The organism is Ensifer sp., assembly GCF_035999185.1.
Taxonomy (GTDB): Bacteria; Pseudomonadota; Alphaproteobacteria; order Rhizobiales; family Rhizobiaceae; genus Ensifer.
Genome location: NZ_DASYHB010000205.1, coordinates 151400 through 168670 on the forward strand (window position 1 = coordinate 151400; position 17271 = coordinate 168670).

Sequence of the window (17271 nt, forward strand, 5' to 3'; positions counted from 1 at the left end):
CTGCGCGGCTTAGCCCATTTGCCGTTCATATCGTCTGCGTTCGCCGCCTGCGACAGCAATGGTTCGGCTGAGCAATGAACCGGCCACCAACGGTTGGCGGATTGGAGCAGATGGTCGATCTTCCTCAGGATGAAATCGGCGTCGCGATGAAGCATGACCCGGCGCATTATGCCGACCGGCCGATCACTCTATTGGTGGACGATCCGGAGCGTCGCCTTGGTCGTCGGCCGCAGCTTGTCCTTAAGCGTCGTGACCGCACTCCCGATACCGTCTTTCGCTCGTTCCTCATCGACGGGCGGGGCCGCGGGCGTTTCTACGGATGGACGCCGGTGCAACTGACCGCAATCTCGCTTATTGCCGACGATGCCACCGCGAACAACTCTGCAAACGTAGATCCTCAGATCACGATGCGGCGCATGACGCTTCTTGAAGCAGCAGTGCTCATTGCATGCCGGCGGACGCTGGCTTTTTTGCAGATCATAAGGCTGTTCCTCGCGGGCAATAGAAAGGGCGCGGAATTTCGCTTCGTTCGGCAATGTGATGCGCTTTCCGCCCCGGACTACAGAGGCTGGCTCGAAGCCCAGGCGCTGGCGGAGAAGCGCGAGGTCGAAGACGACGCTCTAGCGTGGCCGCAAAGGCCACGGATCCTTGTTTCTATCGAAGGCAACGACCCGGCCGCGCTCGCAGAAACCAGGACGTCGCTTGCAGCGCAGACTTGGCGCGCGTTTCGCGAGATGCCGGCAACGGACGTGGCGCAAATGCTGGAGCGAGGCGAGGATCTCGAGGATCTCTTGTGGCTCCGCGTTCCGGCGGGGATGCGGCTCGCGCCGAAAGCTTTGGGATGGTTGGCAAAGCCCTTTGCGACTTCAGCGGATGTGGCAATCGTTTATTGCGACGAAGACCTCATCGACGAACGAGGCCGGCGGGCAGACCCGTTCTTCAAACCAGCCTGGAATGAGCCGCTTGTTCGCTCCGGATGGCTCCCACTTGACGGGGCGATGTTTCGCTTGAAGTCCATACCGAAGGGCATTTCCGTTGAGACGACCTCGTCTGCGGAAATCGCCGTTGCAGTAGCGCAAGCCGGTGTGGCGGGGATATTGCACCTGCCAAGAGTCCTGTTGCATCGCGCGCCACGATGCCACCGGCTGGATACAATTCTTCGCACTGTTCAGCCACGGCGTACGCACCCCGCCGTTAGCGTCATCATCCCGACGCGCGACCGGGCCGACCTGCTCGAAGCTTGTCTTAAGGGGTTGTTTGAACGTTCGGCCCCGGCCGACCTCGATGTTATCGTCATCGATAATGAAAGCACTGAGCCTGCCACTTTAGACCTGTTTTCAAGGTACGAGCAGTCCGGTCTCATTCGCCGGATAGCCCTTCCCGGAGCCTTCAACTTTTCCCGGGCGTGCAACATCGGCGTCAGTGCAGCACGGCACGAACTCGTTCTCCTGTTGAACAATGACGTGGAGCCCATGGGCCGTCACTGGCTCGAGTTTCTCGCGGGCGAGCTTGATGATCCGACGGTTGGCGCCGCCGGCAATTTGCTGTTGTTTCCCGATGGCTTCGTACAGCATGGCGGCGTGACGCTCGGGGCAGGGACCGTTGCGCGGCACAGTTTTCATTTTCTCGGCATGAAGGACGGCGGTGACAGGGGACTTCTCGGTCAACGTCGAGATATGTCGGCGGTTACCGCGGCGTGCCTTCTGACCCGCAAAGGGCTGTGGCATCGCCTTGGCGGAATGGATGAGCGAGAACTTACTGTCGCCTTCAACGATGTGGATTATTGCTTGAAAGTGCGGGAAGCGGGCCTGCGTATTGTCTGGACGCCGGAGGCGGCGATGTTGCATAGAGAGAGCGTATCGCGTGGCGCCGACGATACACCTGAGAAGCTTCAGCGCTTCGCGCGGGAAGAACGAGCCATGCATCAGCGCTGGAGCGATATCTTGAAAGCCGATCCGTACTACAACCCGAACCTTTCATTGATCGCTGAAGAATTCGTTCTTGAGGCACACCCGAGAAGCCTGGCGCCGAGGTCGAGCGTTTGACGAGCGTGCGCGAAAGGGTAGCTCGTTGGATTGAACGGCGGTTACCCCAGCCGCGGCTTCGGATGGGCGCCAACGGTCTTCCGCGTCGACCCGTGAAGCGGATCGTCGTTTTCGGTCGCATACCGAATCCGACCTTCGACTACTACCTCGCAGCCCGCCTTGAGGCGCCCGATATGCCGCCTTATGAGGTGGCCGATATTCGCGGCCGCGAAAGGCCGGCTGTGGATGCGGATGGAGCCTTCGTTATCCTGTGCCGCTATGCTTCTCCCTCGGTCTTGCGCTGGATCGAAAGCAATGCAGAGCACCTCTCGGGCGTGGGAATGTTACTAGACGACGACATCCCCGCGGTCGTGACGGGCAGGGACGCAGATTTCTTCTATCGCCTGTTCCTTTGGTATCGCGCCCTTTGGCCACTTCGCCGCCTAAGCCGGCATTTGGATATCGTCTGGGCTTCGACAGCGCACCTTGCATCTCGGTTAGCTGCGGCAAAGGCGGTGGTGTTGCCGCCGGCTCCGCCGAAGGCGCTTTGGGCAAGCCGACAGGAAAATGCTGACGCGCGTGGTCGGATGAACGACGACGTTCTAATCGGCTATCACGCTACAGGCGTTCATCTGGAAGAGCATAGATTCCTCCGGCCGATTATTGCGGAGGTTTTGCGTGAACGCCCGCAAGTTCGATTTGAGGTGTTCGCTGATCGACGTGCGAGAGCAATCTGGCAAGACCTTGAGCGTGTGCAGATTCGGGAACCGATGCCGTGGACGGATTACTTAGCTGACGCGAACGCAGGGAGAGTCGACATCATGCTGGTTCCGTTGGCGCCGTCTCACGTAAATGACAGTCGTGCACCGACAAAACGCATCGATGTGGCTAGATACCGGGCTGCGGGGGTTTTTTCTGCGGGCGCAGCGTATGGCCACGCTTCCAGTGGTGCCGAACTGCGGCCCGCCTATGACCCAACCAGTTGGCGCCAAGTTATCTTTCAACTCGTCGATGATCTGGAAGGGCGTGACAATGCTGCAATTGCAACCCGTATGGCGGTCTTGCAAATGACGCTGGCAGCCGGTACGGGATTTGAGGCTCTTAGGGCCCGATAAGAAACCGCGTCAACCATCCGGGTTGAGCGTGGCTCCGAACAATGGAACAGCGGATCTTTTCGGAATGACGTCACAGGTATTGTTGCTTCGACCCAAACGATTTGGGGACGACCGTGGTTGGTTCTCGGAAGTTTACAATGAGAAAACCTTCACCGCATACGGCATCAGTGACCGGTTCGTTCAGGACAATCATTCGCTTTCTGTTCCTGCGGGAACGTTGAGGGGGTTGCATTTCCAGACCGCGCCTTACGAGCAAGCCAAGCTTGTTCGCTGTATTCGTGGAAAGATCTTCGATGTCGCTGTCGACATTCGCTATGGTTCGCCGAGTTTCGGGCAGTGGGTGGGCGCTGAATTATCGGCGGAGAACGGTCACCAACTTTATGTCCCCAGCGGCTTTGCTCATGGCTTCGTGACGCTCGAACCCTCGACTGAAGTGACCTATAAGGTGTCCAATTTTTACTCACCAGAGAATGATGGCGGCATCCTCTGGAATGATCCGCAGATCGGGATCAAGTGGCCTCTTCCAGGCGGGACCGAGCCCATCTTGAGCCCCAAGGATGGGCGTCAGCCGCTCCTCGGTGATTTTGATAGCCCGTTCGTCTACGACGGGGTGCCGCTCGAACTGGTCGAAGTGTAGATTTCGGAAGGAATAGCCATGCGAATTCTCGTTACCGGTGGCGCCGGTTTTATTGGCTCAGCGCTGGTTCGGCACCTTATCAACAACACGGCCCATGAAGTGTTGAACTTCGACAAATTGACTTATGCAGGGACGTTAACTTCTCTGGTTTCTATCGCCGCTTCACCGAAATACCGTTTCAAGCAAGGCGACGTCTGTGACGAAGGCGCTGTGGCCGCGGCTATCGCTGATTTTCAGCCCGATGTGATTACCCACCTGGCGGCAGAATCGCATGTTGACAGGTCGATCGACGGCCCGAGCGCCTTCATACATACGAATGTAGTCGGCACCTATACAATGTTGGCGGCGGCCTTAGACTACTGGCGCAAGCTTCCGGCAGATCGCGCGCTGAGTTTCCGCTTCCATCACATCTCGACGGATGAGGTTTTCGGTTCGCTCGGCGAGATCGGTTACTTCACTGAAACGACACCCTACGATCCCCGTTCTCCCTATTCGGCTTCGAAGGCGGGCTCGGATCACCTGGTCTCCGCCTGGGGGCACACATTTGGCCTGCCGGTCCTGATCACCAATTGCTCGAACAACTATGGGCCCTATCATTTCCCTGAGAAACTCATACCGCTGATGATTGTGAAGGCTGTCGCAGGCGAGCCGCTTCCTGTCTATGGCAACGGTAAGAATGTTCGTGATTGGCTTTATGTGGAAGACCATGTGCGTGCTCTCCAATGCGTATTTGAGAATGGCATCGCTGGTCAGACTTATAATGTTGGCGGAAACTCCGAACGACGGAATATCGACGTGGTGAAGACCGTCTGCCAGATTCTCGATCGTCTGCAGCCGCGTGCGGATGGCGAAACTTACGCGAGGCAGATTACCTACGTTGCCGATCGCCCCGGTCACGACCAACGATATGCGATCGATGCGGCAAAGTTAAGCAACCAGCTCGGATGGAGGCCCGCCGAAAGTTTCGAAAGCGGTATTGAGAAGACCGTCGCGTGGTACTTGAGCAACCGAAACTGGTGGTCGGAAATCGTTGAGCGGAACCACGCTGCTCAACGGCGAGGTTTGGGTGTATGAAACAGCGGCGCATTCTGATTACAGGCGGCACCGGGCAGGTCGGGACCGAACTGCTCCAGCGTCAATGGCCTAGCGATGTTGAGCTCGTCGCACCAAGCCGGCGTGAGTTCGATCTGAGTAATTGCGATGAAATTGAGCAATATATCTCGGAAGGAGACTTTTCCGCCGTCGTTAACTCAGGCGCCTACACTGCCGTGGATCGAGCCGAAAACGAGATACTCGCCGCTTGGAAAATCAACGCTTTGGCCCCTGCAGCAATCGCTGCTGCGACTAAGGCGTGCGGCATTCCCATCGTTCACGTATCGACCGACTATGTGTTTGATGGAGCAAAGGGGGCACCTTACGCTGAAGAAGATCGTGTTGCCCCTCTCGGGGTCTACGGTGCGTCCAAGGAAGCGGGGGAGCAGGCGGTTCGGACAACGAATCCCTGTCACATTATCCTTCGCACGGCGTGGGTTTTTAGTCCGCACGGTTCCAATTTCGTTAAGACGATGCTGCGACTGGGCAACGAAAGGTCGCTAATTCGGATTGTCGATGATCAGCGGGGTTGCCCAACCGCAGCTGTCGACATCGCGGAAGCTTTGTCCACAGTCGCTCTCCGATTAATCGAGGACAAGAGCTCACCGGTCGGAACCTACAATTTTGTCAATGCTGGCGATGCAACTTGGTATGAGTTGGCGCGCGAGATATTTGAGCGGCGGAAAGCCGCGCGCTATGAGATCCCGACACTGCAGGCGATCGAGACGCGCGAATATCCAACACCCGCGCGGCGCCCAGAGAATTCCTTGCTTGCAACGGACAAGTGGAGCCGGGATTTTGGTTGGAAGCCTCGCCATTGGCGCCTGGCGTTGCATGAAATGCTCGCCTTCTTGCAGGATTGAATCCAAATTAGAGGTACGTTTTCCATGAAGGGAATTATTCTGGCAGGTGGGTCAGGAACACGTCTGCATCCGGCGACCCTCGCTATCAACAAGCAGCTAATTCCCGTTTACGACAAGCCGATGATATATTATCCACTATCGGTCTTAATGCAGGCTGGAATTAGAGATATACTAATTATTTCATCGTCTGACCATTTAGGTAGTTACGAGCGCCTTTTCGGTGACGGGGCGCGTCTTGGATTGCGAATGAGTTACGCAGTTCAACCAAAGCCTGAGGGTCTTGCCCAGGCATTCACGATTGGGGAAGAGTTCATCGGGGCAGATAACGTAGCCTTGGTATTGGGTGACAACATTTTCTTTGGGGCGGGCTTGGCTGAGCTGCTCGACAAGTCCGCAAACAGAACGTCTGGCGCAACTGTGTTTGCTTACGAGGTTGAGGACCCGGAACGGTATGGGGTTGTTGAGCTCGGGGCGGAAGGGCAGGCGATCAGTTTAGAGGAAAAGCCCGCTGTGCCGAGGTCTCGGTTCGCGGTAACGGGGCTATATTTTTACGACAATGAGGTCGTCGCCCATGCCAAATCTCTGCGGCCATCCGCTCGTGGAGAGTATGAGATCACCGATTTAAATCGGATCTATATGGAACAAGGCAATCTCTTCGTGGAGAAAATGGCGCGAGGTTATGCGTGGCTCGACACGGGGACCCACGACAGCCTGTTGGAGGCCTCCGAATTCGTCCGAGTTATTCAGCATCGGCAGGGCACCAACATCGCCTGCATTGAAGAGATTGCATATTTGAACGGATTTATCTCCAAGGAAGAACTGATCCAGTTTGGCGAGCAGTTCTCAAGTACCTCGTATGGGCGATATCTATTACGAATTGCACGAGAGGTGTGAGGTTGGCCAATGCCTCGTCGTTGGTTGCCTTGCGTCCGCACATCACCGAGCCAAATACGTGGGGTGCCTGTTCAGGCTACATGATTTCAAGTTCTACGATGGACCGAGTGCACCTTCCGCGCCGGACTGAACTGCCGCTCGCTCTCAGGCTGGCGGTGATAGATTGTTTGAGGTGGCAAAGCGTTCCAACATAAGATGCTGCAGCAATACTATTGACTTCATATCTACAATCTCACCGGAAGAGATCATTTGAAACGCCACTTGAAACGGCAGTTCCAACACTTCGATATCTTCTCCTTCATCAGGTAGTCCGCCGCCTTGCTGCGTCTTCGAGTCGTAAGTCCCAATAAACAGACTAAGCACTTCGGTCACTGCGGCTGGTAGCCCGTACGCTGTTGTAATCAATCGAATATCTTTCACCACGACACCGGCTTCTTCTAGGGCCTCTTTCCGCGCGCAAGTTGCTGCATCGTCCCCATCTAGCACACCGGCACACACCTCCAAGAGGAAGGGGTCGCCACCGTTTATCATGGCTGGTGGCCGAAACTGCCGCACGAGGATGACCGTATCTCTCTCGGGATCATGTAGCAGTACAGCGGCAGCATGCCCGCGGTCGTAAACTTCCCGCGTTATTTCCGTCAATTCGCCCGAGAGCTTCGAATACTGGAATGTATATTCAGTCAATGTCCCCCAAGCTTTCGCCACCACCTCGGAGGACAATATTTTCGTAGCGCGCATGTAACTCTCCCTTGCTGGAAAACTTGTGAACTATTCAAGTGAGCGAATTGAAATGACGACCCGGATGACGCACCGACAAAATAATGCACACATTCCGTAGTGAGATTTTGGGTCATATCTGGTCGCGCATGCCGCAATGATGGGCATTCCTGGGTGAGTCAAGTCCTTAGGAGGCATTCAAGGGAGTGGTACGCTTCAAGGTTGAATTGGCGTCGACTAACCGTCCACGCAAAGTCTTGCGAAGAGACGCCATTTCTCCTAAGCAACGGCTCGATATTTAATGGCCAAACTAAAATTGATTGAGGCGAAGAATGAAATTTGGAACTAGTGGTTTGCGTGGTCTAGTCACCGACCTCTTAGGGCGAACTACCACGGTCTACGCCCAAGCATTTGCTAGATACCTTCTCGACATAGGCGCTGTTAGGCCTGGCGACACCGTCCTTGTGGGACGCGATTTCCGTGCCTCAAGCCCTGAGATTGCCGCCTCTGCAATGGGTGCGCTAGAACGCGCAGGTTTGAATCCCGTGGACTGCGGCGCGATACCAACGCCGGCACTGGCCCTCTATGGCCTGAAGCTGGGATCGGCATCGCTGATGGTCACCGGGTCGCACATCCCTGATGATCGCAACGGAATAAAGTTCTATCGACCAGACGGGGAGATCGACAAGCGGGATGAAATGCGCATCAGTGCAATTGCAGCTGATATCGAACAATATCCCGTAGACTTGGCTCCGGGCACCGGACAGAACAAATCGGTTGAGGCTGAGAAGTTGTTTCTTGCAAGAAACAAGCGCGTATTGCCCGCCTCTTCCTTGTCTGGTCTCAAAATAGGCGTCTACCAGCACTCGACTGTCGCACGCGATCTTCTGGTCGAGGTCCTGAAACACTACGGTGCCGAGGTTGTCGCGCTTGGTCGCTCCACACGTTTCATACCCGTCGATACCGAAGCCGTTTCTGATGAAACCGTTGCCCTGCTTCAGAGATGGGCCAAGGAACATAACCTCAACGCAATAGTTTCCGCGGATGGTGATGGTGATCGCCCGCTCGTCGCGACAGAAACCGGAGAACCAGTTCGGGGCGATTTGCTTGGAATCGTCACCGCGGAATTTCTCCGTGCGAAGACCATCGTAACTCCTGTCACTTCAAATTCTGGAGTCGAGGCCGCTGGCGACCACGATGTCATCCGGACAAAGGTTGGCTCGCCCTTTGTTATCGCCGGAATGCTTGACGCTTTGCATGGCGGCAACGCCGGCGTTATGGGTTTTGAGGCAAATGGAGGTTTGCTGCTCGGCTCCGAATTTGAGCTTGATGGGAGAGTGATTGACCCGCTCCCGACGCGGGACAGTTTCCTGCCAGTTCTCGCAATTCTCTTCCTTTCGGCTGACAAGAAGGTGTCGCTATCAAAAATCGCTGAGGGTTATGGACTGCCATTTGCTGCTTCGGGGCGACTTGAGGCCTTCCCGGTTGAGGCGAGCGCAGCACTGATGACGCAGCTTCGTCTTTCGAGCGACAGCCTGAACATGTTTCTGAGGTCGGTAGGTGATGTCGTTCGCACTAGTGATGTCGATGGGCTTAGGGTCACATTGCGGGATGATCGAGTCGTACATTTTCGTCCGTCTGGGAATGCGCCAGAAATGCGCTGCTACGTTGAAGCAAATTCCGAGCGCGCGGCTACGAAGCTCCTTAATCAGTGCCTAGCGCTCGTCCGTGAGTGGGCTCGTGGAACGGAAGCCAGTCATACTCCGGAGAATTCTGGTTTAGTTCATGGTGTAAATCCCACGAAGGAGAGCAGAGAATTGAGTTCGGCCGGAAAAATTATTCCAGTTATCATGGCGGGCGGTAAAGGTACTCGCCTTTGGCCGCTTTCCCGCGCAAGTGCGCCGAAGCAGTTCATTCAGTTCGTCGGCGATCGGACCCTATTTCAGGCGACACTTGCGCGTGTAGCCGATCAGGAAATCTATGGGCCACCGCTCGTGATCACAAATGAGGATTTTCGATTCCTCGCTGCAGAACAAGCCAGAGAACTTGGTATCAAGCTTGGGGGGATCCTCCTGGAACCGATGGCGCGCAACACGGCCGCCGCTGTTGCCGTTGCCGCCGCCCTCGTATCGGACCGCTACGGAGAAAATACTGTCCTACAGGTCTTGGCCTCCGACCACGATATCGTTGCAGATCAAGGGTATTTCGATTCCATTGAGGTTGCGCATCAAACTGCTCTTTCTGGGAAACTCGTCACGTTCGGAATCAAACCTACGGAGCCGGCGACGGGATACGGGTATATCGAGATCGGCGAGCAGCTTGCAACGAATGCTTGCAAGGTTAAACGCTTCGTCGAGAAGCCGGCGCGACAGGATGCACAGTCGATGCTCGACGAAGGCGGCTTCGTCTGGAATTCCGGTATTTTCGTGTTTCAGGCCAACCAGATGCTTAGCGAAATGGCAAAGTTCGCGCCGGACGTCGAAAACGCCGCTCGCACTGCACTTTCTTTAGCTACGAGTGATCTTGACTTTATCCGCCTAGACGCGGAGGCGTTCGCTGCAAGCCCGGATATTTCCGTAGATTATGCCATTATGGAGAAAACCGCGAATGCGGCGGTCGTGGTTTCCACTATAGCGTGGAGCGATTTGGGTAGTTGGGATGCCGTCTGGAAGCTCGGTGATCGCGATGAGTCCGGGAACGTCGTCTTGGGTAATGCGACGGTGATGAATACCGCGAACTCGCTTGTCATGTCCAATACCAGTCATTTGGCAGTACTCGGTCTTGAGGGTGTTGCCGTTATCGCAAGTGAAGACGCCGTGTACGTTGGCCGCCTCGACGACAGCCAGCACGTCGGCAAGATCGTCAAACACCTCGCTTCGGCGAAGACGACGGCAGTATTAACGGAAATGCATCCAACTTCATACCGCCCTTGGGGCGGCTATACGTCGGTGCTCAACGGAGATCGTTTCCAGGTGAAACGGCTTTTTGTAAGTCCTGGTAAACAGCTTTCGCTACAAAAACACCACCACCGTTCGGAGCACTGGGTGTGTGTGAAAGGAACTGCGGAAGTGACAGTAGGGGATAAGGTGCAAATGGTGTCCGAGAACGAGTCGGTTTACATTCCGCAGGGTGAAGTTCACCGTCTCGCGAACCCTGGCAAAATTATGTTGGAGATGATTGAGGTGCAGACAGGTTCTTATCTCGGTGAGGATGATATTGTTCGCATCGCTGATGAGTTTGGTCGGGGATGATGCTAGGCGTTGGATCCCCTTCTCCCGTAGCAGGGCGTTCACGATTTTTGTATGTTCATCCGAATGGCAAAATCACTGGTACCAAAGCGCACCAGATTTCGCGGTCACGTCGATACTATTTCCGACGGGTACATGTTTGGTTGGCTTTTTGATGCTAAGCACCCGACATGTAGCGTAGTTTTTGAGCTATTTGTTAATGGCGCTTATCGTGGGCAGTGGACATGTGCCTATTTTCGGCCCGACCTAAAGGCGGGAAACCTTGGCAACGGCGTGCACGGGTTCAAGGTGCCTTTAGGAAGAGTTACTGCGGACAGCATCTATAGTTTAGAACTATTTCTGCCCGCCGCGGGGGGCGCGTGGTTCGCCGCCCGTGACGGTCAACTGCGTCCTTTGAAGGGAGCGGGGGCTACCCGCGCGCTACGCCTTAAGCGATTTCGAGATAGGTTGATACGAAGTGCGGGGGATACGCCGTGTTTGGCTGATCGGCCAGACGCCTCATGGGCTGTCGGCGTGTTGTCGCAATGTGACGTCTACCGCGATGAACGCCGAAGTGGCTTGCAGTCGTCCGATTTCGCAGAGTTCCTGAGAAGGCTAAAGGGCCTGAGTGGAAGCGATGTCGAGTTCTATAATTGGTATGTCAACGACTATATATACAAACTCGATCCGCGGTTTATTCCACTATCCGAAGAGGAGAGGAAGTTTGTCAAGGCTTTGATCGAAAGCACCCGGTCGGAGTTCGACTCCCCTGCCTTCTCAATGTACCTCAGGCTTCTTCTTTGGAAATCCTATCGGGGGCTCAGAGAAGCTTACAAACATTACTGGTGGAGTGCGGAAGGCGGTCGCCAACTGAACCTTGACCTGTCCGTTCCGCGGCCGAACGAAAGCCAAGTGCTGCAGGAATTTATCCGGTACGGCGTCGGAAGATCGTTTCCACTGACATACTTCATGGCGATTCTTGCGTTCCGCAACCGTTTGGTGAACCCAATTGCGATGCTCTTTCCTTTCGGTCGACGGCAAGTCTACGAGTGGTGCTGCCACTATGGGTGCCAGAATTCCTACATTCGGCGGCACATCGAACATGTATTAGCAACATGTCCCTCTGAGGCTCGATCGCGACTTGAAGCTAAGTTGTTCCCATACTGCCGTGCGGCTAGCAACCAACGCCAGGAGGTTGAAAAATCCATCGCTCCTCTGGTTTCCAGTTCGCAGACACTGTTGGCGAATAAGTCAGACGTCAGCCTCCAGTTCATCGGTCCGTTCGATAAACTGTTAGGCCTCGGCGAGAGTAGTCGTCGACTTATGGAAGCTATTCGCATTGTAGATAAAAACTGCTCTTTTGTATGCTATAACGAAGGCATTCAAAGTGCATCAGTGGAAGGGGATTATAATTATGATTTGCGCAAGTCAGCGATAAATATAATCCACTTGAATCTTGAGCAAATACCTGAATTCTTTCTTAAGAATGGCGATATTCTTAAGAATTCGTATAATATTGTGTTCCCATATTGGGAATTAAGCAAAATTTCTAGTCTGCACCTGCTTGGGCTGAGGCTGGTCGATGAAGTATGGTCAGCATCCACTTTTATCAATTCAGTCGTCCAAGGCAAAGTTCTGCAAGTAACAACGATTGGGATCCCGGCGTCAATTCTAGGCGACGTGTGCGTAGATGCCGGCACGCGATCGGACAAATTTACATTTCTCACCACATTCGACGCGTATTCGTGGCCTCAGCGCAAGAATGCGCTTGGAGTTGTAGAAGCCTTCCTGGCCGCTTTTAGTAGCGACATTGCGGTTCGTCTAATTGTAAAGACGCAGAATGCTAACGACGTTCATAGCATTCACCAAAGACGAGCATGGGAGGCTCTGAAAGCGCGGTGCGGTGAGGACGACCGGATTGAGGTTATAAACGAGACTTACAGCCCTTCTCAGCAGCGTGATTTGATCAGCTCTAGCGATTGTCTGGTTTCTCTCCATCGAGCGGAGGGATTGGGTATCGATATACTCGATGCGTTGGCAAGTGGAATTCCAGTCATTGCTACTGCGTATTCAGGCAACATGGACCTTTGTGCACCAAACAATACCTGGCTGGTAGACTATGATCTGATCCCTGTCAGAGCTGACGAATATGTCTTCGTAGAAGACAATCAACTATGGGCAAACCCTAAAAGTGACTCTGCCGTCCAGGCGATGAAGGGTGTGTTCTATGGGCGCCAGGAACGACACGAAAAGAGTTGGGCTGGTATTGCAGATGCTCACCGTTTGCGGTCGCGAGACGCTATTGCGCAAAGAATTAGGCAGCGGCTAGCACTCATAAGCAGTTCGAAAAGCAGCTAGGTGTGCATGTGAATTTGCCGGGAGAAAGGCACTTGAAGCGGTAGCGGCTCATCGCGTGGCATCGCAGCGTTCCGCACTTGGAGCAATAAGGCTCGCCCTCCGTCTTGGGCCAGCGCAGGCGCTTAAACCAGTTGTAGGCATTCGTTCCCGCATCCTAGCGAGATTGAGAACCGTCAGCGTTCGGTAGTCTGGCGATACCAGGAGACCAGGAAGTGATGGCCCTTTGTCGTGTCTTCGGGTTTTGCAATGGCTCATCCCTCGGCGAGTAAGGCAGGGCGTATTTCCTGGCACCCAAGGTACTGACGGCCGACACCTCAGCGTGCGGGCGATGGACGGGGGTAGCTATGGCGTTGAGGGTCATGTTCAGGTGCCAGAAGTCGACGGCAGGCACAGCGTATAGTCAGCAGAAAACGGCCGCGGGGAGATCAGAGTTGTATGCTCATCAACGTATCATCGTGAACATGACACAGGCTCTAATCTTGACTCTCCGGGAGCCGGTCGCTCGAATCCGTTGTGAGCAGTTTGGATCTTCATGACAGCAACCGCTAAAGGTGCTTAAATCGGATTGGAAAATCACGGCCACCGCGGAGCGTTAGGATTAGGATTCGCTGGCGTGGTAACTGGCGGATTGCTCAGTTCACCATCGTCTCTCTTTCAAGTTCTATCCTAAATCCGCCGGGTGTGCATTTGCGTCGAATGAGTTGATGCACCGATGCCGTCAACTAACCATGATTCATCATTCGATTCACGCGCACAAGCCACTTTTCGTGGTCTTTGCTAAGTAGTGCCGGAAAACCGCGTAGCGAAACACCCCACTCACCGTTTTTCATCATAAATTTCTAAAATGCGCTTAACTAGCTTTCGACCAACTTCAATGGGCGAGTACGCGTCGTGGATAGTTGTTTGGCCCGCACCTGCAATCGAGGTTCGGTACGGCTCATCTTCGAAAACACGCTGCATATGTCGGGCAGCGTCTTCTACGTCGGGTTCGGCCCACTTGCTTTGTTCTGGGTAGCCGCACGTACCTATGTCGGTGAGTTGAAATCCAACCAAACAGGAATTCGAATCGTTCATAAAGTCGAGGTTGCCGGAATAGCCGGTCGCGATAGTCGGTTTGCCGTAGCCCATTGCTTCTGCGATGCTAAGGCCAAAACCCTCGGCGCGATGCAATGAAACATATGCGTCGCAATTAATGTATAGAGATGCGTTTTCGTCGCGCCCTAATGTCTCCTCAATCAAAACCACGCGGGAGTCACGGCGTGCAATGGATCTAAAGATGTCGAAACTCGCCATTTCGGTGGGAGAGGCTCGCCCAAGTGTGGTCTTGATGACAAGAGAGACGGGTTCAGACCCGCGCGGAAATGCAACTGCGAAAGCTTGAAGCACCGCTTCTGGATTCTTGCGGGCCATTGAGGAATCAATCTCAAAACAAAACAGGAAAGCAAAAGTGTGTTCCGGAATGCGAAAATGCCCTCGCGGATTCACGGTAGGTGGAAAATAGACGTTGACTGGCATAGCGACTGCATGCACTGGAACATCCAGCTGCGCTCTGGCAGAACTCTCGGTAAATGACGACGCTGCCCAGTATTCATCGAAGTATCGCGTATTGGTAAGGTGCGCAGGCATTTTTTCAAGTTCAAACGCCCCATACACAATATTATATCGATTGTTCACGAAATCATTCCCGTGGCGGGAAAGCAAATTGTCTATTATAGTCGGTTTGTCGACGAAGATATTTACGTTGGACCCGCCAGTTTGCTTAGGGTCAAATGCCGTGTCCAATACCGCCCGCGGTGAGCCGCCGAAATCTACCACTTGAAATCCGGCTGCTGGCAGATGCTTCGCATTGGGCTGGATTTCATCGAACGCCGCTTGAGCGGCGTCAAAGACATTTCGCGACATCGCTCCGGCGCACGCCGGACTACTAAAGGGGCCGATAAGGTTCGCAATGTGAGTAGAAGGATGTGTGGCCACCGCACGTATCCGCGAGTCAAGGCGCAAACGTCTGAATCTAAAACCCAAATCACGGTCATCAGCAGAACTACCGGCAAGCGCAGGTGAGTGGCTGGCCAGTAGGTCGAGATCCAAATGGACTGAAAGTTGGCCATCGGCGAGTAGCCGCTTCGGTAGTGGGATTGTGATGTCGGATGGACTTGGGGCGTTCTGATCAAACTTGTGAATCACGCTTCTGACACCGTTTACAGAAACAAATAACGTGTTTTGTGGAAGCAGGTCAGTTAAAAAAGCCTCGAGGCCAACCAGTACAATTTCGAGGTTTTCATCAGGTGAATCAGCTAGTTTGATCGAAATCTGTGATTTCCGTCCGGCGGACCACCTCCCGTTAGGCTCGGGAAGATGCCATCCGTGTGGGAATAGTGGAGAGTGTTCCGGAAGACAGGCGATATCGATTTCCTGTCCGATCGTAATCACCTCGCCGCTTTCAAGCGGGATCACTCTCATTGAATGAAGCGCAACCGACAGAGAGCGAGTATCTTCGATCCCGGCTATGATTTTTGGCGAATTGGCGCAGTCGCACCGGATGTCGAGGACCACTTCGCCGATCGAGGAGCACATGTCGGAAGCGATCGCCAACGATATTGGTTCGCAATCTCGCCGCACAAAGACACGGGTCGCAAGGATCACTGAACCAGTTGAGATCGTACAGCGTAGCGGGGCTTCGGAAGATGCCATGGCGGCCAAGGATAGTTCTACGCGGTAGCTAGCCTCGACGCCGGCAAAAACCTTAAACGACAGCAAGCCACTCGTACCTGACATCCAACGGTGGTCGGGCGCGGGGGACGTCCATGACGGTCCAAATGAAACGACATCTGCTTCGTCACCTGCTCCACACACAATGGTTTTGTTCATCGGAACCGTTGAGCAATTGGTGTGGATGCCGCTGCTTCCAAACGTCTCCCATGAAATGTTTAGGAGTTTTTTGAGGGATGTGTCACCTAGCAGGTGAACGGGGGAACTTGCAATTGATTTATCATCGAAGAGTATATGCCGCCAGAAATGCGGAGACAGGGCAGCCAAGTTGTAGGCGGGTTGGCGCGAATTGTCGTTCCAAGTTGTGGACAACGCGATAGCCGGTTTCTGAAATACGTCAGCCTCCGACAATACGCTTGAGGTCAACGCGGAAACTTGAACAATCTCGGGCGCGGCCAGTAACATATATGCATTACAATTTAGATAGGCGATGTTAGAGAATTGCTGCAGGAAACGCACCTGTTCGCGAGCTGCGTTCTTGTCTTGGTACGGATGGGGCTTAAAGTACACAGTTTCAAATCTTGAAACCAGCGATCGTAGTTCATTTGGATGGTCCTGCAGTGCAATGAAACCACCATTCTGATGCAGAAGAGCGGCGTCCCCGTCGACCTGGCCAAAAAGTACGGCGGATTCGCGCTTTAACTCGGGGCGCGATGACAAATTTGCCAGCTCGGCGGCCTTCATTTGTGCAGCAAATGCAATATCGTCAGGATTTAATTGAAATGGGCGAAGACGCTCCACGGATGCGAAATTGCTCTCGATCATGAAGGCGTAGTCCTTCATAAAACGAAACGGATGTATTGCATACGAGATGTATGGAACATCAAGGGTGGTGCAAAGATCCTTTTGATACGGTGAGAGTTCAAATCCGACAACGAGCTTTCGGTCGAAGAAAGGGCGTAATAGGTCCACGACAGCCGCACATGGTTGGCGATTATAAAGCCGTCCCCAGCCAGCAGTAGACGGATCCAGGCCTTCCATTTCATACACGCGCCGTACTGGTAGGCTGACTTGCTCGTTCTCGCTCCAAACCCCCAGCGTGCTTGCACGTCCCAAAACTCGCTGAAGCCCTGCTGCGGTCCAGCTATGGAGCTGCTTTGCAATTGAATTCTGTACGCCGGAAAGGGCCCGCCGCGTATTCGGTGGAGGGCGTAAAAAGTCAGCAATGACGAGCGCTTGACGATCATAAAAATCGTATGCGCGAGCGGACGTTAGGAAATCTACCACATTAGCCACCGAGGGTCCTCACCATAAAAACCTCATGCGAAGAGAGCCACAACGAACCGGTCATATCAGCTTGTGCTTTATCGCCGATTCTTCTTAAATAGAGACTTTCTGATGCGCGGCCAATCCTGAGTTTTGGGCGTGTGTTCTTCCGGCTTAAACGCAACCGTTTGCCGACACCATTCGTTCACGAAGTGTGCGTTCGCTCGAATGCTTTCAGTTATATCTCTGGTTGTAGGATTGCGCATCCGGGGCCAAAACACTCGCGTGGATAAGCGCTCTGCGCTTGCAAAATTGAAAGACTTTGCATAACACGGGCCTCGAAACGCTTCGTTAAACAAATTTGAGTTG

The 17271-nt window shown here is 54.1% G+C and carries 10 protein-coding genes and 1 pseudogene; 9 read left to right on the plus strand and 2 right to left on the minus strand.

The annotated features are described in order from the left end of the window. The first annotated feature begins 110 nt into the window (after window positions 1-110). The 6 genes from VGO04_RS28290 to rfbA all read left to right on the plus strand — a co-directional run bounded on the left by VGO04_RS28290 (window position 111) and on the right by rfbA (window position 6625). The gene (locus VGO04_RS28290; RefSeq protein ID WP_327499296.1) at window positions 111-2045 is read left to right on the plus strand and encodes a glycosyltransferase family 2 protein; all 1935 of its coding nucleotides are present in this window, start codon (window positions 111-113) and stop codon (window positions 2043-2045) included. 92 nt (window positions 2046-2137) lie between these two features. After that, window positions 2138-3139, plus strand: coding sequence for a hypothetical protein (locus VGO04_RS28295; protein WP_327499297.1), 1002 nt, complete (start codon window positions 2138-2140; stop codon window positions 3137-3139). A 64-nt stretch (window positions 3140-3203) separates the two neighbouring features. Beyond that, entirely contained in the window at window positions 3204-3776 is a 573-nt protein-coding gene (gene rfbC / locus VGO04_RS28300) for a dTDP-4-dehydrorhamnose 3,5-epimerase (protein WP_327499298.1), read from the plus strand. 18 nt (window positions 3777-3794) lie between these two features. Beyond that, entirely contained in the window at window positions 3795-4850 is a 1056-nt protein-coding gene (gene rfbB / locus VGO04_RS28305) for a dTDP-glucose 4,6-dehydratase (protein WP_327499299.1), read from the plus strand. Next, window positions 4847-5731 carry a dTDP-4-dehydrorhamnose reductase gene (gene rfbD, locus VGO04_RS28310; RefSeq protein ID WP_327499300.1) on the plus strand — a complete coding sequence of 295 codons (885 nt, stop codon included), beginning with the start codon at window positions 4847-4849 and terminating at the stop codon, window positions 5729-5731. Before rfbB ends, rfbD begins: the two co-directional genes overlap by 4 nt. Window positions 5732-5755: 24 nt before the next feature. After that, window positions 5756-6625, plus strand: a complete 870-nt coding sequence (rfbA, locus tag VGO04_RS28315) for a glucose-1-phosphate thymidylyltransferase RfbA (RefSeq protein ID WP_327499301.1) — start codon at window positions 5756-5758, stop codon at window positions 6623-6625. A 144-nt stretch (window positions 6626-6769) separates the two neighbouring features. Here the strand turns inward: rfbA and VGO04_RS28320 are convergent, their stop codons facing one another. Beyond that, the gene (locus VGO04_RS28320) at window positions 6770-7363 is read right to left on the minus strand and encodes an NUDIX domain-containing protein (RefSeq protein ID WP_327499302.1); all 594 of its coding nucleotides are present in this window, start codon (window positions 7361-7363) and stop codon (window positions 6770-6772) included. Window positions 7364-7674: 311 nt separating this feature from the next. On the opposite strand from VGO04_RS28320, the pseudogene VGO04_RS28325 reads away from it, so the two are divergent. From VGO04_RS28325 to VGO04_RS28335, 3 genes and pseudogenes are all read left to right on the plus strand, one after another. After that, window positions 7675-9081, plus strand: a pseudogene (locus VGO04_RS28325) (phosphomannomutase); the annotation flags it as partial. A gap of 111 nt (window positions 9082-9192) precedes the next feature. Continuing rightward, window positions 9193-10593 (plus strand): mannose-1-phosphate guanylyltransferase/mannose-6-phosphate isomerase, encoded by a 1401-nt coding sequence (locus tag VGO04_RS28330; protein WP_414650620.1) that lies wholly within the window; start codon window positions 9193-9195, stop codon window positions 10591-10593. 63 nt (window positions 10594-10656) lie between these two features. Next, window positions 10657-12927: a glycosyltransferase gene (locus tag VGO04_RS28335; protein ID WP_327499303.1), complete on the plus strand. Its 2271-nt coding sequence runs from the start codon at window positions 10657-10659 to the stop codon at window positions 12925-12927. Between the two features lie 816 nt (window positions 12928-13743). Here VGO04_RS28335 and VGO04_RS28340 read toward each other — a convergent pair. After that, on the minus strand, window positions 13744-16932 hold the full coding sequence (locus tag VGO04_RS28340; RefSeq protein ID WP_327499304.1) for a glycosyltransferase family 4 protein: 3189 nt from the start codon (window positions 16930-16932) through the stop codon (window positions 13744-13746). Window positions 16933-17271: the final 339 nt, after the last annotated feature.